Genomic DNA, 21,441 nt, shown 5'->3' with positions numbered 1-21,441 from the left:
TCGGCCGCCTAGGCTGGGCGTTGGGGTCGGCGCTGTCATGAAATCAAACAGAACCGGGGCCGTCATGCGTCGGTGGGTCCTGCGTCGGCAGGTCCTGCGTCGGTGGGTCCTGCGTCGGCAGGTCCTGCGTCGGTGGGTGTGCGCGGTTGCCGCGACAGCCTGCCTTGGCGGCTGCGCCTTCCAGCCGAATCCCTTCACCGACGAGGAAAGGCTCGCGGAAGCGAGGCAGGATGTCACTTCTGTGCTTGCAGCCCAGGAGCCGCTCAAACGTCCGCTGACGCTCGAGGAAGCCTTTGCCCGGGCGGTCGCCTATAATCTCGACGAGCGCGTCAAAGTTCTCGAGAAAATGGTGGCACAGCGCGATTTCGAGTTCAGCAAGCTGGACCTGCTGCCCAAGGTCGGCGTGAATGCCGGCTATTCCAACCGCGACAACATCCTGGCGAGTTCGAGCACCTCGATCCTGACGAACAGGCAGTCCCTGGAGCCATCGACCTCGACCGATCGCGATCTGCGCTTCGCCGATCTGACGGGCTCCTGGAATATTCTCGATTTCTGGGTCAGCTATTTCAACGCGCGCCAACAGGCCGATCGCGTCCTGGTCGCCGAGGAACAGCGCCGGCGGGTGTTGCAGGGCCTGTTCCAGGATGTGCGCCGCGCCTTCTGGCGCGCGGCCAGCGCGCAGCGCCTGGGCGATGACATCCGCGACAGCATTCGGGTTGCGCAACGGGCGCTGACATCTTCGCGCAAGGTCGAGAATGAGGCGCTGCGCTCGCCGATCGACGCGCTGCGCTACCAGAAGTCGCTGCTCGACGCATTGCGGGACCTCGAATCCGTGCAGCGCCAGCTCGATGTCTCGAAGATCGAGCTGGCCGCGCTGCTCAACCTGCCGCCGGGCACGAATTATTCGGTCGTCGTACCCAATACTTTGCGGGTCGCGCGTCTGGGTGTCCCCGTGAAGCAGATGGAGGAAGTCGCGCTGCTGCGAAATCCGGATGTTCGCGAGGCGAGCTATCAGGTGCGCATCAGCGCCGATGAAACGCGCAAGATGCTGGCGCGCAACCTGCCGGGCCTCAATTTCAGCTACGGCCCGAGTTTCGACAGCAACAGTTTCGTGGTGAACAACAGCTGGACGGCTGGCGCGGTGCGCTTGAGCGGCAACCTGGTCAGCATCCTGTCCATCCCCGAGCAAATGCGCCGGGGAGAGCTGATGGAGCAGACCGCGGTCACGCGTCGCCAAGCCTTGAGCATGGCCGTGCTGGCGAAGCTGCACATCGCCTATCAGCAGTATCTTTCGGCGACTAAGGAATATTACTGGGCCGATCAGCTCGCGTCGATCGATCGGCGGCTTTACCAGCAGATATCCAATCGCACCGAGACAGACGCGCAGTCGGAGCTGGAGCGGGTCTCGGCACGGGTCAGCGCGGTCAACTCGGATTTGCGCCGCTATCGCAGCTATGCCGAAGCGCAGGCGGCGCTCGGGCGGCTCTATGACGTCGTCGGCATCGACCCGGTTCCCGAGAAAGTGCCCGCGCTCGACATTGCGAGCCTGAGCGCCGCGATCCGCAAGACATCAAGCGACTGGAAAAACGGAAGACTGGCGGATGCCGTCGCAGCCGAACCCGCAGGCGCGGCGCCGGTGGCCGCTGTCGCAAGCCACAGCCCGCGCCGGGGGCCGGGAGCGAAGGCCGTCGCCGAACCGGTGCTCCAGTAGCGGTTCGGCGAAGCCGGGAGGAGATAGCGTGCCGACTATCGACGCCTCTCCGTTGAAATCCGGACGATCATCGACCGCTTTCGCTCTGGCGACAGCAATTGTACTGGCGGGTTCGCTGGGGACGAGCGCCAAGGCGCAGACCGCGGCCGAGCTCGCACCGTCGGGATCTGCCGCGGAAATTCGCGCGCAACTGGTGCCGCGCAACTTCACCATATTGTCGAGCGAAGTCGCCGCCCGGATCGACCGGATCGCGACACGCGTCGGAGAGCATTTCAAGCAGGGCGATGTCTTGATCGCCTTCGATTGCGTGGCGCAGCGCGCGCAGGTCGTCCGCGCGCGCGCGGTGGCGACGCAGGCGGAGAAAACCGCGGCGATCAACCAGCGTCTCGCCGCCCTGAAATCGATCGGGCAGCTCGAACTGGATATCTCCAGAGCCGAGGTCGAAAAGGCTCGCGCCGATCTCGTGATCGCTGACGCGGCGGCCTCGAAATGTACGATCGCCGCGCCGTTTTCCGGCATCACCGTGGAGCAGAAAGCCCAGCAGTTCCAATATGCGACACCGGGCCAGCCTCTGCTTGAGATACTCGATGACAAGACCCTAGAGGTCGAGCTGATCGCCCCGTCACGCTGGCTGGCCTGGCTGAAGCCGGGCTATGCCTTCAAGCTTCATATCGAGGAGGTCGACAAGGCTTATGGCGCCCAGATCACGCGGGTCGGCGGCCGGGTCGACCCGGTCAGCCAAACCATCAAGGTCTTCGGCATCGTCAATGGCGATGCCTCCGAGCTGATGGCGGGGATGAGTGGGCGGGCCTACATTGCCCAGCCGTAGGGCGCGCGCCGAGATGTTGGTGCCCGGCTGGCCGGAGTGACGCAGATCTATCGCCGCCTGATCGCTGCGGGCTTTAGAGCAATTTCCGATCCGATTGGATCGTTCATTTGCTCTAGCCCTTTTACTTTAGCGCGCTTTCTTCATGCGAACCCGTGTCCGGTTCGCTCGAAAACACTTTAACGGCGCTGGGGCTCGCCGAGGGACAGCATCAGCCGGTTCGCCCAGTTGAAGAAGGCCGCGCCGTTGATCACATCGACGATCTCGGCATCATCCAACCCAGCCGAGCGCAGGCGCGCGATCTCGTCCGGACCGAAGGCGATCGGCGTTTCGGTGAGCGCGACCGAGGCCGCGACGACCGCGTTCCAGCGTTCGCCGAGATCGGTTCCGACGCCCTCGTCCAAAAGCCGGTCGACATCGTCCTTGCGCTTGGAATGAACTGTGGCGAAGCGAGCATGGACCGAGGCGCAGTAGATGCAGCCATTATGGCGCGAGGCTGCGGTCGCGGCGAGCTCGCGCTCGGCGCGCGGCAAGCCGTCAGCCGTGTTGTAGAAGATATCCTTATCGGTCAGCGTCCGCGCCTGGAGGATGGCCGGATCGCGCGCGAGCAGCCTGAAATAGGCTGATTTCGCCCGGGCGGCGTCGATGAGGCCGGCTCTTTGGCGCTCCGTCAGCGCCTCCTCGGCCACAGGTTCGAGCCAGGGCAGCCAGCCGAGATCGTCCTGGGTGAAGCGGACGGGCTCATCATTGTCGGGATGACGGATCACGGTATCGGTCATGAAAACGGCTCCTGTCAGGCTGCGAGCCCGGCGGCCGCAAGAGCGCGCAGGCCGGCGACGGTGCGGATCTGAAAAGCCAGGAAGGCGACGAGCTGGGACAAGGTGACGATGGCGTCCGTCGTCCAGCCCGCCGCCAGCAGCGGCTCGAAGGCCTCGGGCCTGGCGTCGCGCGGATGGAAGACCAAGAGATGCGCATGCTCCAGCGCCGCCGACAGCCGGTCGCCGAGCAGAGCGCGATTGTCTTCGCCGAGCTGATAGACAGGCCCGAGCTTGTCCTCGACGCTGAGCGGGCCGGCCGGGTAGCGCCCATAGGGGCCGTGCGCCGCCCCGCGCTGCGTCTCCGAGACCAGGGCGGCGCGGATATCCTCCGGCGCGCCCGCCCTCACGAGCTCGCCGGAATAGAAGGTGAAGACTGCAGGCTGCTCATGCAGGCCGGCGACGAAAGCGGCGACGGCAAAGCGCTCGCCAAGGGAAAAACCAGCCAGATCGGCCGACCCGAACAGAGCCAGGAAGCTCTTCTGCGCGTTCTCGCGCGCCGCCGGCCTCTGGTTGCGGATGAGGTCGAGCGGCGAGCCAGGCTCGATGCCGGAGAGATGGCCGATCAGGTCGTCGGGCGCGCTCATGCTGGTTCCTTCCCTGCTAAGATCGGTTGCCCTGCCAAGATCGGTTGCCCTGCAAAGACCGGTTGATGGGTCACATCCTCGCCCCTCGGCCGCCAGCCCAGGGCCGGCGCGACCTCCTGCGCAACGAGCTCGATCGAGCGCAGGATCGCCTCATGGGGCGGGTCGACCGAATGCACCTGGAAGGCGAGGTCGGTGACGCGTTCAAGCGTGCTGTCGGCCTTCAGCGAGGCGATGACGTTGTCGGGCGTGCCGACATGGACGTCGAAGGCGGCGATCAGCTCGGCAAGCGTATTGCCGGGAACGGCGTGCCCCGCTGCGACGAAGCGCGACACGACGCGGCCCAGGCCGATCTCGGCCAGGCGCAGCGCCTCCTTGCGATCCTCAGTGACAAAGACGCTGCGCGAGCCGAGGATGCGTGGCGCTTCGCCCGGCGGCAGGGCCTCGAAATAGGCGTCGAGGATCGGGTTCTGCAGCTCGGACAAGCGGGCATGCGGCGTCTCCTTCGGCCGCGGCTGTGTCCGCGAGAGCAAAAGCCCGTCTCCGGCGAGCCCGGCCCGGCGGCCGCCGGCCACCGAGAAGGTCGCCTGCCAGATGCGCGCGAGCAGCGGCGGATGCGCCGGGTAGAGCCTGTCGCCACCGCTCAGCACGTGGCCAGCAAGCGCCTCGCGCAATTCAGCAAGGTTGCGCGCAAAGATCTCGTTGCGCTTCTCCGCATCGAGGCCGAAAGCCGCGAAGGCGCTCGGATTGCCGCCAGTCCCGACACCGAGCTCCAGCCTGCCGCCGGAGATCAGGTCGAACACCGCCGCATCCTCCGCCACCCGGATCGCGAGCTCCAGCGGCAGCGTCACGATGCCGGTGCCGAGCCGGATGCGCGAGGTTTTCGCCGCGACATGGGCGAGCAGCACGAAGGGCGCGGGCAAGCCGCCCTCCCCTTCATGGAAATGATGCTGAGCGACCCAGGCCGAATCGAAGCCGAAACGCTCGGCATGAGCGATCTGCTCGGTAGCCAGGCGATAGCGCTCGGCGGGAGGGCCTGCGTCCAGCAGGCGGCTGAAGAAGCCGAGACGGCGTGCCGGCGTCGCGCTCATCATATAGTCTCCGTCTCCAGCTCCGCCGACGACAGGCGCCGCCCCGGAATGGCCTCGATCAGCGCGCGCGTGTAATCGCTGCGCGGCCTCTCGAACACCGCCTCAATCGGCCCGCTTTCCATCACCTTGCCGCCGCTGAGGACGCTCACCGTATCGGAGATCTGCCTGACCACGGCGAGGTCATGCGAGACGAAGAGATAGGTCAGGCCCAGCGCCGCCTGCAGCCCGTCCAGCAATGCGAGGATCTGTGCCTGGACCGTGACGTCCAGCGCGGAGACCGCCTCGTCGAGCACGAGGATCTTCGGCTCGAGGATGAGCGCACGCGCGATCGCCACGCGCTGGCGCTGGCCGCCGGACAGCTCCGCCGGCCGACGTTGCAGCACGCTCGCCGGCAGGCCGACACGCTCGAGGATCGCCTCGACGCGCCGGGCCCGCTCGCCAGGCGCCACCGGCTCGAAATTGAGCAACGGCTCCTCGACGATCCCAAAAATGCTCTGGCGCGGATCGAGCGAGGAGAACGGGTTCTGATAGACGAGCTGGATCGTGCGCCGCAGCTGGCGCAGCGCCTCGCCCTTCAGCGTCGCGATATCGACGCCGTCGATCAGGATGCGCCCGGCGGAGGGCCTCTGAAAGCCGACCACGGCGCGCGCCGTCGTCGTCTTGCCGGAGCCGGACTCGCCGACCAGCGCATGCGTCGTGCCGCGCGGCACGGTGAAGGACAGATCATCCACCGCCCGGAACGGCTCGCGACGGCCCGCGACGGCAAAATCCTGCACCAGATGCTCGACGCGAATGATGGCGTCATCGGGCGAGGATGCCCGGACCGGCCTCAGGCGCGGCTTCGCCAGGGACGGCGCATCCGAGAGCAGCTTGCGGGTATAGTCGCTGCGAGGAGCCGCGATGACGCCACCCGTCCGGCCCTGTTCCTGGATCCGCCCGTTCTGGAGCACGACGAGGCGATCAGCTCGATCGGCGGCGACGCCCAAATCATGCGTGACCAGAAGCACCGCGGTGCCGTATTCGCGGCGCAGATCATCGATCAGGTCGAGGATGCGCTTCTGCACGGTGACGTCGAGCGCGCTCGTCGGCTCGTCGGCGATGATCAAAGCGGGTTGCAGCGCGACGGCGATCGCGATCAGCACGCGCTGCTTCATGCCGCCGGATAATTCATGCGGATATTGACGCAGCCTCAGCTCCGGCTGCGAGAGACCGACGCGACGCAACAGATCGAGCGCACGCGCCTCGATCTCACGCCGATCACCCCGGCGATGGATGCGGAAGATCTCCGTCAACTGCGCGCCAATCGTCTTCACCGGGTTGAGCGAACTGCCGGGGTCCTGCGGAACGAGGCTGATGCGAGAGCCCCGGATGCTGGCGAGGCGCGCCTGCGACCAGCGCGAGATCTCGGCCTCGCCGAGGCGGATCGTTCCCTCCTCGATCCGTCCGCCCTGCGGCAGCAGGCCGATCACCGCCTGCGCGGTCGTGGTCTTGCCGGAGCCGGATTCGCCGACGAGCGCGACGACCTCGCCCGGAGCGACGCTCAGCGACAGCCCATGGACGACGCGCCGCCCATCATAGGAAACCGAGAGGTTCTCGATCGAAAGCAGTGACCGCGCGGCCGAGGGCAGGTCGAGTTTATTCAGCACGGCGATGTTCATCGGCGACCTCCACCGATCGAGCGGCTGATCCGGTTCGCGGCCAGCACCACTGCGACGACGACGAGGCCGGGTGCGGTCGTCAGCCACCAGGCGCGCGACAGGTAGTTGCGCCCCTCCGCGATCAGCAGCCCCCATTCCGGCGTCGGCGGCGGCGCGCCATAGCCGAGGAAGCCGAGCGTCGAGATCGAGAGGATGGCGCTGCCGAACTGAAGCGCGGCAAAGGCCATCACCGAGACCAGCGAATTCGGCAGCACATGGCGCCAGAGCACCTGCGCGAAGCGCCCGCCGCTGCCAAAGGCGGCCTCGACATAGTCGCTCCGGCGCACCCGCACCACTTCCGAGCGCGACAGCCGCGCGAAGCTCGCAATCGAGGTGACGCCGACCGCAAGCGCGGCGTTCAGCGTGCCGAAGCCGAGGATGATGATGACGCTGAGGGACAAAAGCAGCGCCGGCACGGACAAGAGCGTGTCGACGATGCGCATGATGACGTCCTCGACGAGGCCGCCGCGCGAGCCGGCGACGATCCCGAGCAATGTGCCGCCGAAGAGCCCCACCGTGACGGCGATAAAGGCGCCCGAAAGCGAATGGATCGAGCCGTGGACGATGCGCGCGAAGACGTCGCGGCCCAAGGCATCGGTCCCGAGCAGATGCGCGGCGCTCGGCGGCCGGAACTGTCTTCCAGCCACGCCGACGAGTGGGTCCTGCGAGGTGAACAGGCCGGGCAGGATAGCGAAGAGGACCACGAGCCCGATCACCAGCCAGGCGAGCACGAGCCCCAAACCGGGCCAGCGCAGCCAGCCGAGGCGTCGGGTGCCGCCGGGCCGCTCCTGCCCTCCCCCCGCGATGAAGCCTTCGGTCGCGCTCATGCGGACGCTCCCAGGCCGCGTCCCAGCCGCGGGTCCAGCACGGGATAGAGCAGGTCGACGATGAGGTTGATCGCGACGAAGGCCGCCGCCGAGATCACCACGATCGCCTGGAGAACCGCCGTGTCCTGCGTGCTGACCGCCTGATAGGTCAGGTTGCCGAGGCCGCCGAGCCCGAACACGGCTTCCGTGACGACTGCGCCCGCCAGCAGCTCGCCGAACAGGACGCCGGCGATGGTCAGCGTCGGCAGCACGGCGTTGCGCGCGACATGGTGCCAGAGAATATAAAGATGCGAGGCGCCCTTGGCGCGCGCGACCGCGATGAAGGGCTGGGTCAGCACCTCGTCGATATTGCGCATCAGGATCTGCGCCAGCGGCGCCGAGATCGGCACGGCGAGCGTCGCCACCGGCAGGATCAATCGCTCCCACGGCCCCGGGCTGATGACAGGCACGAGCTTGAGCTGGAACGAGAAGAGCTGGATCAGCATGATTCCGAGCCAGAAGGTCGGGATCGAGATGAACAGCGCCGGCACCGACTGGATCAGCGCCCGCAGCCAGGCGAAGCCCGCAAGGTTCGACAGGAAGGCGAGCAGGACCGCAAGCAGCGCCGCCGCGAGGAAGCTGAGCGAAGCGAGCTTCAGAGTCGGCGGCAGGTTGGCGGCGAGGCTGTCGGAAACCGGTACGCCGGCCTGGATCGAGTAGCCGAATTGCCCGGTTAGGAAATTCCCGAGCGTATGCAGATATTGCTGCAGGATCGGCTGGTCGGCGCCGTAGGAGGCATGGATCTCAGCGATCTGCGTGGGGCTGAGCCCCATTTCAGGGTCCATGAACTTGATCAGGATGGCGTCGGCCGGCAGCGCCTGCAGCAGCAGGAAGGAGGCCGTGAACGCCGCAGCCAGCACGAGCAGGGCCTGGCCGGTGCGACGAAGGGCATAGCTTGAAACGGAGGACATGAGCGGAGGACCAACTGCGCGGTGAGGTTATTTCTTCGCGATCCAGGTCGCGTAGAAGCTCGGCCGCCCGACCGCCTCGAAGGCGATCCCCTTGATGTTCGGCGCGGCGGCGAAGGCCTGCGGCTCCTCGAAGATCGGAATCACATAGGCCTGGTCCAGCACATAAAGCTGCACCTCGCCGGTGAGCGCGAGCCGCCTCTTCGCATCGGGCTCGGCGGAGATGGCATCGAGCAGATCGTTCAGCTTCGGATCGACGAACTCCTTCACCTTGGTGGACGTGCCGCCCTTCTGGAGCAGGACGTTCCGGTTCGTCGGATAGAACTGGCTCTTGATCACGTCGGGGTCGGCGCGCCCGACCATGCCGGGCGAGACCGGCGTCTTCTGTGGGTCGAGATTGTCGATGACGCGGGTGCCGGCGTCGCCGGCGAGCACGTTGAGCTTGACGCCGATCTGCTGCCATTGCTGGGCAACGAGCTGGAGCGTCTCCTTGTTCTGCGGTTGCGGCAACGACTCGAAGGCCGTCAGGATAAGGTCGCGTCCATCCTTCTGGCGCAGGCCTCGCGAACCGAGCTTCCAGCCGGCCTCGTCGAGCAGCGCTTCGGCCTTCCCACGGTCGAAGCCAAGCTTGTCGGAGAGGTCGATATAGCCGGCCGCCGTCGCGGCGATGATCGAGGTCGCGCGCGGATAATTCTCCGAGAACAGCGTCTCGACGATCTCCTTGCTGTTGGTCGCATGCAGCAGCGCCTTGCGGACGCGCAGATCGGCCACGAGCGGGTTGTCGGGGCGGAAGACGATGCTGTTGTTGATGCCGCGCGTCGACGGCGCGTAGATCTGGAAGCCATCGCCCTTGACCTGCTTTTCGTCATAGGCCTGGATCTGGCGGATGACATGCCCCTGGCCTGCGACCAGGGCGCCGATGCGCACGCTGTCTTCCGGCGTCACGACATATTTGATGCCGTCGAGCAGTGCGCGGCCCTGATGGGCGAGCTTGGCCGGGCCCCATTTATAGTCCTTACGAGCGGCCAGGACGAGCTCGCGCCCGAGCACCTCGCTCGCAACCACGAAGGGCCCCGAGCCGATGATCTTGGTCGCGTCGCCAAGCTGGTCGAAGGCCAGTTCCAGCGTTTTCAACGAGACCAGGCCGGAGCCGATCACGGAGGTTCCCTGCAGGAAGCCCGGCGATGGCTTGGAGAAGGTGAATTTGACGGTGAGCGGACCCAGCACTTCGCTGCGGCTGTAATTGTTGATGACCTCGGAGACCGGATATTTCAGCTCGCGGTTGCCGAGCCCAAAGATGTCGTAATTCTTCGCGACCGCAGCCGCATCGAGCGGCGTGCCGTCGGAGAAGGTCACGCCCTCGCGCAATTCGAAGATATATTCGGTCGCGTCGGGATTGATCGTCCATGATTTGGCGATCCAGGGCTCGATCTCGAGCGTCTGCGGATTCTGGTAGGTGAGCTTGTCGGTGATCTGATTGAGCACGCCGCCATTGGGATAGAAGCCGCCGGCGGGCGGGTAGAGAGTGGTGTGGGCCTGCTGTTCGAGATAGACCAGCGTCCCGCCCTGGACGGGTTTGTCCTGCGCGCCGGCAGGGAACACGGCAGCCAGCGTCAACGCACCTGCCGCTGCGAACACGACACCACGCCCCGCGGCAAAGCCCTGGAAGCCCTTCATCACCCGTCTCCACTATCACGCGAAAAACGGATTATAATCGATAGTATAGGTAGACGATCAAGGACGCTCTTTCCTGAAAATGGAGAAGATTTAAGCACTTGTCCAAGCAATAGGAGAATTAATCTCCGGCGCCGCAGGCAAGTGCTTCCGGGGCGCAGTCGACCGGCGTCGACTCAAAGATCTGCTCGGCCTCGTCGCGGGCCGATCCATGCCGGAGCAAGGTGGCAAGCCCAGCGATCAGCCCGCCGCCGTCACGCGCCGGATCATGCGGCTGAGCCAGGCCGTGGCCGGCTCGCTCTCGCCATCGCGCCGCAGGACGAGATCGATATCGAAGGACGCTACCGGATAAGGCACCGGTTCGATCGCCACGCCCGCGCTCGCCGCAAAGCGCCCCGCGATCCGCGCCGCCATCGTCGCGATGAGGTCGGAGCCGGCAACGGCGAACGGAACGGCGACGACATGCGGCAATGTGACGGCGACGCGCCGCCGCAACCCGCGCGCGGCCAGGACCTGGTCGACCGCGCCGGCCGAGCCATCGCCGCCAACCGCCGAGAACAGGACATGCGGCCGCGCGAGATAGCCCGCCGCATCAATCGGACCAGGCGAGGCACCGCCGTCCCGCACGCAGACGAAATGCTCCTCGAACAATCGCGAGCGCAGGCAACGTGGCGAGGACGGCAAATGACCGCCGATCATCGCATCGATCTCGCCGCGCTCGAGGCTGGCCAGAGCATCCGCGGCATCGATGATGGGCCGCACCGTCAGGTCCACCCCGGGCGCCTCGCGGCGCAGCGCCGCCACCAGCGCCGGGACGACGACGAGGTCACCATAATCGGTGACGGCAAGGGTGAAGCGATGGCGCGATGTGGCGGCATCGAAACCTTTCTGCGGGCCGAGCGTGGTGCGCAGCAATGTCAGCGCTTCGCTGATCGCCGGCGCCAGAGCGAGCGCCTTCGCTGTGGGCCGCATGCCGCCCGCCGTCCGGACCAGGATGTCGTCTTTGAACAGCAGCCGCAAACGCGAAAGAGCGCTACTCATCGAGGGCTGGGCGAGCCCGATGCGCTGACCGGCACGCGTGACATGCCGCTCCTCGAGCAACGCCTCGAAGGCCACCAGCAGGTTGAGATCGATCGCAGCTAAATTCATCTGAGCGATGATAGCCATACCAACAATCGATTTCCACAATGATGAAAGGCGCAGCATAGGGCCTGGCTAACGCCTCACGGGACGCGACCATGTCTTGGACCATCACGCTGCCGCGACCGCGCGGCCCGCTTCTCCTGGCGCTCGGCGTTTTCCTCGGCCTTGCCCTTCCCGCACTTGCGGAAGCGGCACGCCCGCTGATGCCGGCGGCGATCTTCGTGATCGTGCTCGGCACGCTGCTGCGCGTCGATGGCGAGGCCCTGGCGGCGACGCTGCGCCGCCCGGCCTGGACAGTGTTGCTGCCGGCCATCGTCATGCTGGCATGCCCACTTCTCGTCGCGCTCGGTGCGCGCTTGTCCGGATTGCGCCCGGAGCTTGCGCTTGCCCTCGTGCTCGCCTGCGCCGCGCCTCCATCCGGAGGAACCGCCGCGATCGCCCGCATGCTGGGCCTCGACGATGCCGGGCCGCTCGTCGTCACGCTGATCTCGATGATGCTCGCCCCGCTGAGCGTGCCCTTGATCGCCTTCGCCATCGGGGAGGTCGCGCTCGACCCCTTCGCTCTAGCAGTGCGTCTTGGCCTGCAGCTCGGAGCCGCCGCCGTGATCGCAGTGCTGGCTCGACGGTATGCATCGGGGCTGCTCGATCGCAGCAGTGGATGGCTCGATGGCGGCGTCGTCCTGTCGTTGCTCGTTTTCGCGCTCGCAACGATGGCGGGTGTCTCCGCGCAGATCCGGGCCGAGCCCGAACTGGCGCTGCTCTGCCTTGGCCTCGCCTTCGCTGCCAATCTCGGCATGCAGCTCGCAGGCGCACTTCTCCTGGCGGGTTCGCTCCGTCAGCGATTGACCGTGGGGCTCACACTCGGCAACCGCAATGTCGGCCTGGTCTGGTCGGCGCTGGGCACTGGAGCGCCCCCATCGATCTCTCTCTTCTTTGCCGCAACTCAATTGCCGATTTATCTGCTGCCGTTGCTGATCGAATGGATCGTCCGTATCCGCAGCGCTAGAGCGTTTTCGCGCAAAGTGGGCACAGGTTCCCCGGCGACAAACGCGAAGCGTTTGCGCGGAGAAAACGCGTTGAAACAAAGCGCTGAAGCTGTTGAACGATCCAATGGAAACGGAAACTGCTCCAGCCTCGCCAAGGAGACACAGCATGCCGACAGAACCCCGTGAGCTGACCGCCGAAATCGCCGAACGCTTCGCCCGGATCGCGCTTGGCCATGTCGGGCGCGAATATCCCAACAAGCCCGACCATGTCCTTGCCGGGCCGCAGGATGCGCGCACGCCGCGCGAGCTGCACCCCGTCTTCTACGGCAGCTTTGACTGGCACTCCTGCGTCCACAGCTACTGGCTGCTCGCCCGGGTGCTGCGGCGCTTTCCGGACACGCCTGCGGCCATCGAGATCACGGCGCTCTTTGACGCGCAGTTCACCGCGGAGAAGATCGCCGCCGAATGCGACTATCTCGCCCAGCCGACGGCGCGCGGCTTCAAGCGCCCCTATGGCTGGGCCTGGCTGCTGAAGCTCGCAGCCGAACTCTCCGGCTTGCCGCGCCAGGATTTGCCGCACCAGGACTGGTCCGTCAGGCTCGCCCCGCTTGCCGAGGCATTCGCCCAGCGCTTCCGCGACTTCCTGCCGCTGGCAACCTATCCGGTCCGAGTCGGCACGCATTTCAACACCGCCTTCGGCCTCAGGATGGCGGCCGATTATGCGCAGGCGACGCAGGATGTCGCGCTCTCCACGCTGCTGCGCGAGACCGGCCTGCGCTGGTATGGCGAGGACGCCGACTGCCCAGCCTGGGGCGAGCCGAGCGGCGATGATTTCCAGTCCTCGGCCCTGATCGAGGCCGAATGCATGCGCCGCCTGCTGGCGCCGGAGGCGTTCCTGCCCTGGCTCGCGCGTTTCCTGCCGCGCATCGAGAACCACCAGCCACGGACCTTGTTCGAGCCTGCCTCCGTCAGCGACCGCAGCGACGGCAAGATCGCCCATCTCGACGGCCTCAATCTCAGCCGGGCCTGGTGCTGGCGCTCGCTGGCGGCCAGCTTGCCTGCCGACGATCCACGTCGCCCGGTGGCGCTGGAGGCGGCGCAACGCCATCTCGCAGCCGGGCTGCCGCATATCGCCGGCGACTATATGGGCGAGCATTGGCTCGCGACCTTTGCCCTGCTCGCGCTCGAGGCTGGCGAAGCGCCTGCCAGTTGAGCCGGCGCAGGCAGGCTACGGCATCAACTGGCCGCCATTCACCTCCAGCACCTGGCCGGTGACGTAGCCGCTGAGCTCGCCCGAGGCCAGGAAGAGGAAGGCTCCGACACAGTCATCCGAGGTGCCGACACGGCCCATCGGCACCGTTCGGCGCATCGCCTCGATCTGCTCGGCATTCGAATAGCGCTCATGGAAGGGCGTATCGATCACGCCCGGCGCCACGGCGTTGACACGGATCCTGGACGGCACGAGCTCGCGCGCCATGCCCTTGGTGAAAGCGCTGACGAAGCCCTTCGAGGCGCCGTACAGGATGGCGCCGCCCCCGCCGCCATTGCGGGCGGCGATCGAGGTCACGTTGATGATCGAGCTGCCGCCATCGCTGGGCATCAATGGCGCGACCTCGCGGGTCATTGAGAAGACCGACCAGCAATTGAGGCACATCACCTTGTCGTAATGCTCATCGTCCATTTCGGTCGTCACGACCCGGCCGAGCATGCCGCCGGCATTGTTGACGAGAACGTCGACGCGACCGAAATGCGCCATCGTCCCTGCGGCCAGCGCCTTGACGTCCTCCTGCTTCGTCACATCGCCGGACACGGCCAGGCCGTCACCACCCTCGCGCTTGATCTCGTCGAGCACGGCCATCGCCGCGTCGCGGCTGGCATTGTAGTGCACGACGACCTTGGCGCCGTGCCGGGCAAACCCTTTGGCGACCGCCGCGCCGATGCCCGTGCTCGCGCCCGTGACGAGAACGACCTTGCCTTTCAGGTCGGAGATCATGCTGTGCTCCTCGATCGGTGGAAATGGCGGGTAGCGCGGACCGCAAGCATCACGAGGTCAGCGCGCCCGCGGTCATGCCCTGCACCATGAAACGCTGCAGGAAGATGAAGGCGATGACGAGCGGCAGGCTCGCCAGGACCGAGAACGCCATCATCGTGTTCCACTCCGTGACGAACTCGGCCATCAGGCTGTAGATCGCCATGGTCAGCACCCGGTTTTCCCAGGATTCGATCAGCACGACCGCGAAGAGGAACTCGTTCCAGGCGAGCAGGAAGGTGTAGAGGCCAGCCCCGATGAAGGCCGGATAGGACATCGGGATCAGCGTGCGGAAGATCGCCCCCAGCCGCGAGCAGCCATCGACCATGGCAGCCTCCTCGATGTCGCGGGGAATGTTGAGGAAATAGCTGCGCAGCATCAGGATGCAGAAGGGCAGCGTGAAGGTGAGATAGACGATCACCAATGAGATACGCGTGTCGTAGAGCCCCAGCGTGATGAAGATCCGGAAATAAGGGATGCAGAGCAGCACGAGCGGAAACATCTGCGTCGTGATCAGGAACATCAGCACGGCGCGCTGGCCGATGAACTTGAAGCGGGCGAGCGCATAGGCCGCCATGGCGCCGAGCACGAGCGACAGCCCCGTCACCATCAGCGAGACCACCATGGTGTTGAAGAAGACGACGAGGAACTTCTTGTTGGAGAAGATCTTCGCATAGCCCTCCAGGGTGAAGACCTGCGGGATCCAGTCCGGCGGCATCTTCATCACCTCGATGTTCGGGCGCACCGACACCGTGACCATCCAGGCCAGCGGGAAGAAGATCACGATGATGGCGAGGATCAGCAGCCCATAGGCGAGCGCGTTGAGCAGCCGCTCGCGATTCCGCTGGCCGAGATGATAGGGCGAGACCGCTTGTGGCAGTGTTGCCGTGCGTGTGCGCATGTCAGCTCACATTGCTCATGGTCCGGCGCACATAGATGGCGCTGACGGTGAAAAGGACGACGAACATCACCACGGCCTCCGCCGAGGCGTAACCGAAGCGCAGCTTCTGGAAGCCGTCGAAATAGATCGCGCTGGCGAGCACTTCCGACGCATGCGCCGGGCCGCCGCCGGTCATCACGAAGACCGGATCGAAGGCGCGGAAACTCCAGATCGAGTCGAGCAGGACGATCGTGGTGATCACCCCGCGCAGTTGCGGCAGCGTGATGTGCCAGAACTGGCGCGGCAATGACGCACCGTCGATCTCGGCGGCCTCATAGAGCTGTTTCGGCACGGCTTGCAGGCCAGCCAGCAGCATCACCATGAAGAAGGGAAAGGCTCGCCAGACATTCATCGCCGTGACCGAGCCCAGCGCGGTCGAGGGATCGCCGAGCCAGGAGACCGAGGCGTTGGCATCGATCACGCCGACCGAGACGAGAAGCCCGTTGAAGACGCCGAAAGGCGCCAACATCAAGACCCAGATCATGCCGGCGACCGTTGGCGCCAAGAGCCAGGGCACGATCAGCAATCCGCGCGCGATTGCGCGGAAGCTGTCGTTGATCTGCATGTTGAGCAGGAGCGCCAGCGCCAGGCCAATGGCGAGATGGAACACCACGCTGAACCCCGTGAAGATCACGGTCTGGCCGAAAGACCTCCAGAACAGCGGGTCTTGCAGCAAGGCGGCATAGTTCCCGAAACCGACCCAGGTCTCGCGCTGCAGGTTGCTGTCGTGGAAGCTCAATCGGATGACGTCGACGAGCGGGTAGATCAGCAGCGCGACCAGGATGAGCAGGGCCGGCCACAGGAACGAATAGGCCAGGATCTCCTCGCGATAGCGCCGCCTGAGCGAGAGCACCGTCCACCGACCGATGCGGGATCGGCCGCCTGTCCGGGACAGGCCGGCCGATTTGTGAGCTGTGACCAGGCGCGACGGCGGCGCGCCCGTGTGCAGGACTGTCACCTCGCACCTACTTGGCCGAGGCCAAGATCTTGGTCCACTCGGCCGCCGCGTCGTCGAGCGCCTGCTTGGCGGACTTCTTGCCCTGCACGACGTTCTGCACCTCCGTCGTCATGATCTTGTTCATTTGGACAGCGTTGGGCATGACGAGGAAAGGCGACTCGGCATTGGAGCGGCCCATCTGGGTGACGAAGGCCTGGAACTCCTTGCGCTCCTTGAACCAGTCCTGGTTGGCGACATCGGTCCGGGCCGGGAAAGCGCCGGTGCCCTTGGCCCACATCTCGATGCCTCTGGGGCCGGACATCCAGTGGATAAAGGCCCAGGCCGCCTCCTTGTCCTGCGCCTGGCTCGACAAGGTGTTGAGCGAGCCGCGCACCATGGTGCCGGCCGCCTTGCCCTCCGGCAGCGGTGCGATCTCATAATTCAGCTTGGGATTGAGCTGCTTCTGGATCGCGATGCCCCAGGGCCCCTCGAGCATCATCGCGACATTGCCCGAGGCGAAATTGGCGCGCTTCTCCTTCTCGCCATTGCTGAGCACGCCGGGGACGGAGATCTTGTCCTTGTTGATGCGCTCGACATACCACTCGATCGCTGCCACGCCCTCGGGGCTGTTGAAGACGGCCTTGTTCGTGGTCGAGTTGATGAGCTTCGCGCCCGCCTGGAGCATGAGCGGATAGATCTCATAGGTCATGTTCGTCGGCGGCTCGCCCTGCAGCGTGCCGGTGATGGCGAATTGGCGCTTGTCGGGATTGGTGAGCTTGCGCGACATCTCCGCGAACTCCTCCCAGCTCTTGGGAGGGCCGGAAAGACCGGCCGCCTTGAACAGATCGGTGTTCCAGAACAGCGCGACGGCGCCGCTCTCGACGGGCAGATAGAACTGCTTGCCGCGCCAGGCCTGGTGGAAGGTCTTCGGGATGTTCTCCCAGAATTCCTTGGGCTCCCTGGCGATCCGCTCGTCGAGCGCATCGATCATGCCGAGATCGGCGAACTCCGCCACCCAATCGACCTGGACCATCAGCACGTCGGGCAGCTTCTTGGCCTGATGCTGGACGATGGCGCGGTCGTGGAAGCCGGTGAAGGGCGCATCGACCGGCACGAGCTTGATGCCGGGATTATCCTTCTCGAAGGCGGCCTTGAGTTCGGACATGAACGTCTCGCCGACCTCGGTGCCCTTCCACTGCCCCCAGCGAACCTCCTTCTGCTGGGCCTGGGACGAGGTCGGCAAGGTGAGCAGGGAAGCGAGTGTCATTGCCGCGAGTGCCAGCAATGATGACCTACGGTGCAGGTGCATAAGCGTCCTCCTCGTTTTTCGTTGGTCGTTTCCTCGGTGTTTTCTTTGAAGCTGGCGGCTTCGCTTTTTGCGGCCGCTCTTGTCGTCGTCGCTATCGCGCCGCCTTTTACTCTGCGGCAATCCTGTCGAGCGTGTCGGGCAAGGGTGGCGCGATCTTGGTCAGGCTGGTGTTGTCGCGGACGAGTTGCGAGGTGTCGCCGACATTCATCCAGGTGAACATGTCGCGGAACATGCCTTGCAGCGACGCCATGACCGCCTCGCCGACGGGCTCGGGCAAGGCCCAGAACCGGGCCTTCATCACCTTCCAGGCCTTCTTGCGCGTGTTGTAGAGGAATTGCAGGTTGTTCTCACCATGCTGCCGTTCATTGGCGTGATGGGCGAAAGTGTAATCCCGGATCTCGCCGGCAATCGCCTTCGGCAGCTTCGGATGGTCGAAGATCAGGTTGGTGAACCCCAGCGCGAGATGGATCTCGATGGCACCGGTGCCCGGGAATTTCGCGAGTTGATGACCGGGCAGCGTCGAGGCGCCGTGCTGCACGGCGCCGCCCATGCCGAATTCCGCGCGGCAGATATCCGAGATCGTCTTCAGCAGCGCGTAATCGACGCTGACATCGGCGAGCTTGCCGTCCGGCTGCATCTTGCCGCCGTGATAAGTGCCGGAGTTGATGCTGATCTTGCTGACCGGCGCCAGCGCCTTGCCCCGCGCTGCAATCTCCTCGCGATAGACCGCCATGAACTCGTGCAGTTCTTCGGGCGTGGTGTTCTCGTGGCCGACTTCGCCGATCTCGGCGCCAAGCGAGATGGTGACGCCCTCAGGCTCGATGCCGCGCACGAATTGCGTGAAATGCGCGGTCAGCTCCGCGTTCAGGCGCTGCTGCTCCCGCACCGTCGGCAGTGAGAGATCGACGACGGTCGAAGCGTCGATGTCGATGCTGTAGAAGCCGGCGGCGACCTGCTCGCGCATGACCCCTTCCAGCCTGCGAATTTCCGCCGCGCTATCCTTGAGATAGGCGCCGGCATTGACCTGGTCATGGTCGGCCTGGAGGAAGACCGGGCCCTGATGCCCCTCGCGCAGGGCAGCGGCCAGCACGCCCGCGGTATATTCGGCCGGCGGCTGGGCGGCGTAGATCGCTTCTCCGACCGCCTGCTCGAAGATGAACAGCTTGGCGTCCATCTCCCGGGCGGCGCGAAACACGGCGCGGCAGGTATGATAGGTCCAGCCGCGAAGGTTCATGGCCGGGACGGTCCTGCCCTGCCATTTGCCTGCGGCGCGCGCGAGGTAGAGCTCCTGCACCGAGGCCGGCACGATGCCTGCCGCCAGCGCCGCCTGCCGTATCGCCCAGACCGCGAAGGCGCGCGCCTCGGGCTCGGCCAGCGCCGCCGTCTCCGCCCAGCGATCGATCATCTCCGCAGGCGGCCGCTGCGCTTTCGAGAAATCGGGCGAGGCGCCGGACAGATCGACCTTGAGGGTCCTGAGATCGTCGGCGAGTTCGGTGAGCGAAGAGCAGCCCATGAGTGACACCTTCTCGGATTATCTTCGAAATCGAAAATACTAGTGCGAGACCCCGTTGCGGTGACGCCTGGCCGAACAGGAGCAGATGCCCTCTCGCTCAGCTTGACCGACGTCCGGAATGGCGAATGCCTTCCTTTTCAGCGCCGCCATGCCTTCAGTGCGCGATTCACCCTTCGCCGCCGACATAGAGCTGGTCACCTTCCGGCATCACGCTCCTTTTGCTTTCGCGCCTCCATGATGCATTTCAATTTCGATACCGCAACTACTGTTTTCGTTTTCGATGATCACGCGACCGCCTCAGCCGCCATGAGGGAAGCGACCGCGGTCCGATCCGCCATGCCGTTCCAGCCCTGCGCGCGCTCACCCTTGAGCGCCGCCGCGGCCGTCGCGAAGCGGGCAGCTTCGAGAGGCGGCATGCCCTCGCCGAGCCCAAGCGCATAGGCGCCATGGAAGACATCGCCGCATCCTGTCGTATCAGCCATCACGACTTGGAAGGACGGCACGCAGACGATCTCGCCGCCCAGCAGCCACAGGCTGCCGGCAGCACCACGCGTCACGGCAAAGACCTTGCCGGGTCCTCCCGCGCAACGGCGCAGCAACTCATCGGGCGCGCCTTCGCCGGCGAAATCCCGCAAACCTTCGCTCGAGAACACGACATGGTCGGCCTTGGCGACGAGGCGCTCATTATCCGCCGGCGTACCGCCATCAGCGTCAAGGACCGTCGAGATGCCCGCCGCTCGCGCGCGGTCGAGCGCGATCTCTGCACCCGCCGGCCATCGGCTGTCGACCAGCACCACGGCGACATCATCGAGCGGATCGGTCGGCAATACGGCCGGATCGGGCGGCAGGCCGCGCCGATCCGAGACGATGCTGCGCTCGCCCCGGCCATCGACGAGAACGATGGCGCGCAAGGTGCGGCAGTCCCGGATCATCGCCACACCGGCGCAATCGACGCCGTGCCCACTCATGATGCGGATCGCCGCCTCGCCCGCCGCATCGGCGCCAACCCGCCCCCAATAGGAGGCGACGCCGCCAAGACTGCAGATCGCGACAGCAGCGGTCGCAGCCGGGCCGCCGAAGCGCGATTGGTAGTCCAGGACGCCGGTCTTGATGCCCGAGGAAGGCAAGGCATCGACCTGGAAGACCTCGTCATGAACGAGATTACCGACGCAGACGATCCTGCGCTTCATGGCAGGCTCGGCCGGCAGCGAACCGCGAAATTTTGCGGGCCAATTGCCGCCACGCGCGGCGGCCGGCTGTTGTGCTGTATGCCAATACGGGCCGGCGCCGGAGCGGCCAGCTTGCACCGATCTTCAGGCATGTTTCTTCCCGTGGCGTTTCTTGTTGGCGGCTCTCAGCCTTCCGGCCGGGCTGCCTTGTCGTGTCGCTCCGGCATTTGCCTTTGCGGACAACAATCATGCACCAACATTTCTCTTTCGCAACGGCAATTTTCGAAAACGCGCATTGCGTCAATCGAGGGGCCGGCTATATGGCTACCCCTGGAATGGACCAGCTCAGCAAGCGCCACAGCGAAATCCTCGATACGCTCGGTCGGCGCGGCTATCTCGCGATCGAGGAGCTGGTTGCTGCCTTCAACGTGACGCCGCAGACCTTGCGCCGCGATCTCCAGGACCTCGCCGACCGCGGCCTGCTCAGGCGCCATCACGGCGGCGCCAGCGCCAATGTCAGCACCGCCAATGCCGATTACGGTTTGCGCCATGTCGAGACAGCCGATGGCAAGGCCGCGATCGGCCGCGTCGCGGCCAAGCTGGTGACACCGGGAAGCTCATTGTTCCTGACGCCGGGGACGACCGTGGACGCGCTCGCCAAGGCGATCGTGGAGCTGGCGCCGAGCGGTTTGCGTGTCGTCACCAACAGCATCGCCGCCGCCGCGATCCTGGAGCAATGCCCCGGGATTTCGATCCAGGTCACCGGCGGCATCTGGATGCGCCACAACCGGGCGCTGGGCGGGACGCCGGCGGTCGAGTTCGTCGAGAACTATCGCTGCGATCTCCACCTCACCAGCATCGGCGCCATCGACATGGAGGGCAACCTGCTGGAATACCGGGACGAAGAGGTGGTGGTGGCGCGGGCCATGTTCCGCAATGCGCGGCGCAAGGTGCTGCTGGCCGACCACACCAAGTTCGGGCGCGTCGCCACCTCCCGCCTCGCCCATCTCAGCGAGGTCAGCACCCTGATCACCGACCGCAAGCCGAATGAGCAGATTTCAGCGATGATCCGGCGCGCGGGCTGCGAACTCGTGGTGACGGGCTGAAGCGCCGGTTGGGTGGCGCAAGGCCCCATTCTCGTCATGGTCGCCCCTGTGGCGACCATCCACGTCTTTGCCGGTTGAAGGCTTGTGTTCACGACGTGGATGCTCGGGACAAGCCCGAGCATGACGGGAATGGCACA

At 65.6% G+C, this 21,441-nt stretch carries 19 protein-coding genes; 5 read left to right on the top strand and 14 right to left on the bottom strand.

What is annotated here, in order from left to right:
* Nucleotides 1–241: 241 nt before the first annotated feature.
* Both RMR04_RS04490 and RMR04_RS04485 read left to right on the top strand, forming a co-directional pair.
* Nucleotides 242–1,711, top strand: coding sequence for a TolC family protein (locus RMR04_RS04490; protein ID WP_311913199.1), 1,470 nt, complete (start codon nucleotides 242–244; stop codon nucleotides 1,709–1,711).
* Nucleotides 1,602–2,540, top strand: coding sequence for an efflux RND transporter periplasmic adaptor subunit (locus RMR04_RS04485; RefSeq protein WP_311913197.1), 939 nt, complete (start codon nucleotides 1,602–1,604; stop codon nucleotides 2,538–2,540). The genes RMR04_RS04490 and RMR04_RS04485 overlap by 110 nt, the downstream gene beginning before the upstream one ends.
* 176 nt (nucleotides 2,541–2,716) lie before the next feature.
* On the opposite strand, the gene RMR04_RS04480 is transcribed toward RMR04_RS04485, so the two are convergent.
* The 8 genes from RMR04_RS04480 to RMR04_RS04445 form a co-directional block, all read right to left on the bottom strand.
* Complete coding sequence (locus RMR04_RS04480) at nucleotides 2,717–3,316, bottom strand: alkylhydroperoxidase domain protein (RefSeq protein WP_311913196.1); 600 nt, start codon at nucleotides 3,314–3,316, stop codon at nucleotides 2,717–2,719.
* Between the two features lie 14 nt (nucleotides 3,317–3,330).
* Entirely contained in the window at nucleotides 3,331–3,939 is a 609-nt protein-coding gene (locus RMR04_RS04475) for a CMD domain protein (RefSeq protein WP_311913195.1), read from the bottom strand.
* Nucleotides 3,936–5,027, bottom strand: a complete 1,092-nt coding sequence (locus RMR04_RS04470; protein ID WP_311913194.1) for a putative FMN-dependent luciferase-like monooxygenase — start codon at nucleotides 5,025–5,027, stop codon at nucleotides 3,936–3,938. The genes RMR04_RS04475 and RMR04_RS04470 overlap by 4 nt, the downstream gene beginning before the upstream one ends.
* A complete protein-coding gene (locus RMR04_RS04465) occupies nucleotides 5,027–6,685 on the bottom strand; it encodes a dipeptide ABC transporter ATP-binding protein (RefSeq protein WP_311913193.1) in 1,659 nt (552 codons plus the stop codon). Before RMR04_RS04465 ends, RMR04_RS04470 begins: the two co-directional genes overlap by 1 nt.
* A complete protein-coding gene (locus RMR04_RS04460; protein WP_311913192.1) occupies nucleotides 6,682–7,551 on the bottom strand; it encodes an ABC transporter permease in 870 nt (289 codons plus the stop codon). The genes RMR04_RS04465 and RMR04_RS04460 overlap by 4 nt, the downstream gene beginning before the upstream one ends.
* Complete coding sequence (locus RMR04_RS04455) at nucleotides 7,548–8,501, bottom strand: ABC transporter permease (RefSeq protein ID WP_311913191.1); 954 nt, start codon at nucleotides 8,499–8,501, stop codon at nucleotides 7,548–7,550. Before RMR04_RS04455 ends, RMR04_RS04460 begins: the two co-directional genes overlap by 4 nt.
* A gap of 27 nt (nucleotides 8,502–8,528) precedes the next feature.
* On the bottom strand, nucleotides 8,529–10,175 hold the full coding sequence (locus RMR04_RS04450; RefSeq protein WP_311913190.1) for a TIGR04028 family ABC transporter substrate-binding protein: 1,647 nt from the start codon (nucleotides 10,173–10,175) through the stop codon (nucleotides 8,529–8,531).
* Between the two features lie 237 nt (nucleotides 10,176–10,412).
* Entirely contained in the window at nucleotides 10,413–11,339 is a 927-nt protein-coding gene (locus tag RMR04_RS04445; protein WP_311913189.1) for a LysR family transcriptional regulator, read from the bottom strand.
* A 71-nt stretch (nucleotides 11,340–11,410) separates the two neighbouring features.
* Between RMR04_RS04445 and RMR04_RS04440 the strand changes: the two genes are divergently transcribed.
* Nucleotides 11,411–12,487, top strand: a complete 1,077-nt coding sequence (locus RMR04_RS04440; RefSeq protein ID WP_311913188.1) for a hypothetical protein — start codon at nucleotides 11,411–11,413, stop codon at nucleotides 12,485–12,487.
* Nucleotides 12,468–13,514 carry a DUF2891 domain-containing protein gene (locus tag RMR04_RS04435; protein ID WP_311913187.1) on the top strand — a complete coding sequence of 349 codons (1,047 nt, stop codon included), beginning with the start codon at nucleotides 12,468–12,470 and terminating at the stop codon, nucleotides 13,512–13,514. The genes RMR04_RS04440 and RMR04_RS04435 overlap by 20 nt, the downstream gene beginning before the upstream one ends.
* A gap of 15 nt (nucleotides 13,515–13,529) precedes the next feature.
* Here RMR04_RS04435 and RMR04_RS04430 read toward each other — a convergent pair whose 3' ends face one another.
* The 6 genes from RMR04_RS04430 to RMR04_RS04405 all read right to left on the bottom strand — a co-directional run bounded on the left by RMR04_RS04430 (nucleotide 13,530) and on the right by RMR04_RS04405 (nucleotide 20,219).
* Nucleotides 13,530–14,294, bottom strand: a complete 765-nt coding sequence (locus RMR04_RS04430; RefSeq protein ID WP_311913186.1) for an SDR family NAD(P)-dependent oxidoreductase — start codon at nucleotides 14,292–14,294, stop codon at nucleotides 13,530–13,532.
* Nucleotides 14,295–14,343: 49 nt separating this feature from the next.
* Nucleotides 14,344–15,231, bottom strand: a complete 888-nt coding sequence (locus RMR04_RS04425) for a carbohydrate ABC transporter permease (protein WP_311913184.1) — start codon at nucleotides 15,229–15,231, stop codon at nucleotides 14,344–14,346.
* A gap of 1 nt (nucleotide 15,232) precedes the next feature.
* Entirely contained in the window at nucleotides 15,233–16,228 is a 996-nt protein-coding gene (locus tag RMR04_RS04420; RefSeq protein WP_311913183.1) for a carbohydrate ABC transporter permease, read from the bottom strand.
* Between the two features lie 7 nt (nucleotides 16,229–16,235).
* Nucleotides 16,236–17,474: an ABC transporter substrate-binding protein gene (locus RMR04_RS04415; protein ID WP_311913182.1), complete on the bottom strand. Its 1,239-nt coding sequence runs from the start codon at nucleotides 17,472–17,474 to the stop codon at nucleotides 16,236–16,238.
* Between the two features lie 148 nt (nucleotides 17,475–17,622).
* Nucleotides 17,623–19,029 (bottom strand): class II fructose-bisphosphate aldolase, encoded by a 1,407-nt coding sequence (locus RMR04_RS04410; RefSeq protein ID WP_311913181.1) that lies wholly within the window; start codon nucleotides 19,027–19,029, stop codon nucleotides 17,623–17,625.
* A 284-nt stretch (nucleotides 19,030–19,313) separates the two neighbouring features.
* Nucleotides 19,314–20,219, bottom strand: coding sequence for a PfkB family carbohydrate kinase (locus tag RMR04_RS04405; RefSeq protein WP_311913180.1), 906 nt, complete (start codon nucleotides 20,217–20,219; stop codon nucleotides 19,314–19,316).
* A gap of 299 nt (nucleotides 20,220–20,518) precedes the next feature.
* On the opposite strand from RMR04_RS04405, the gene RMR04_RS04400 reads away from it, so the two are divergent.
* Entirely contained in the window at nucleotides 20,519–21,304 is a 786-nt protein-coding gene (locus RMR04_RS04400) for a DeoR/GlpR family DNA-binding transcription regulator (RefSeq protein ID WP_311913179.1), read from the top strand.
* Nucleotides 21,305–21,441: the final 137 nt, after the last annotated feature.

Origin of the sequence: Bosea sp. 685 (genome assembly GCF_031884435.1) — a bacterium.
Taxonomy (GTDB): Bacteria; Pseudomonadota; Alphaproteobacteria; order Rhizobiales; family Beijerinckiaceae; genus Allobosea.
The sequence above is the reverse complement of the archived record's forward strand: the minus strand, read 5'-3'. Positions and strand labels throughout refer to the sequence as shown.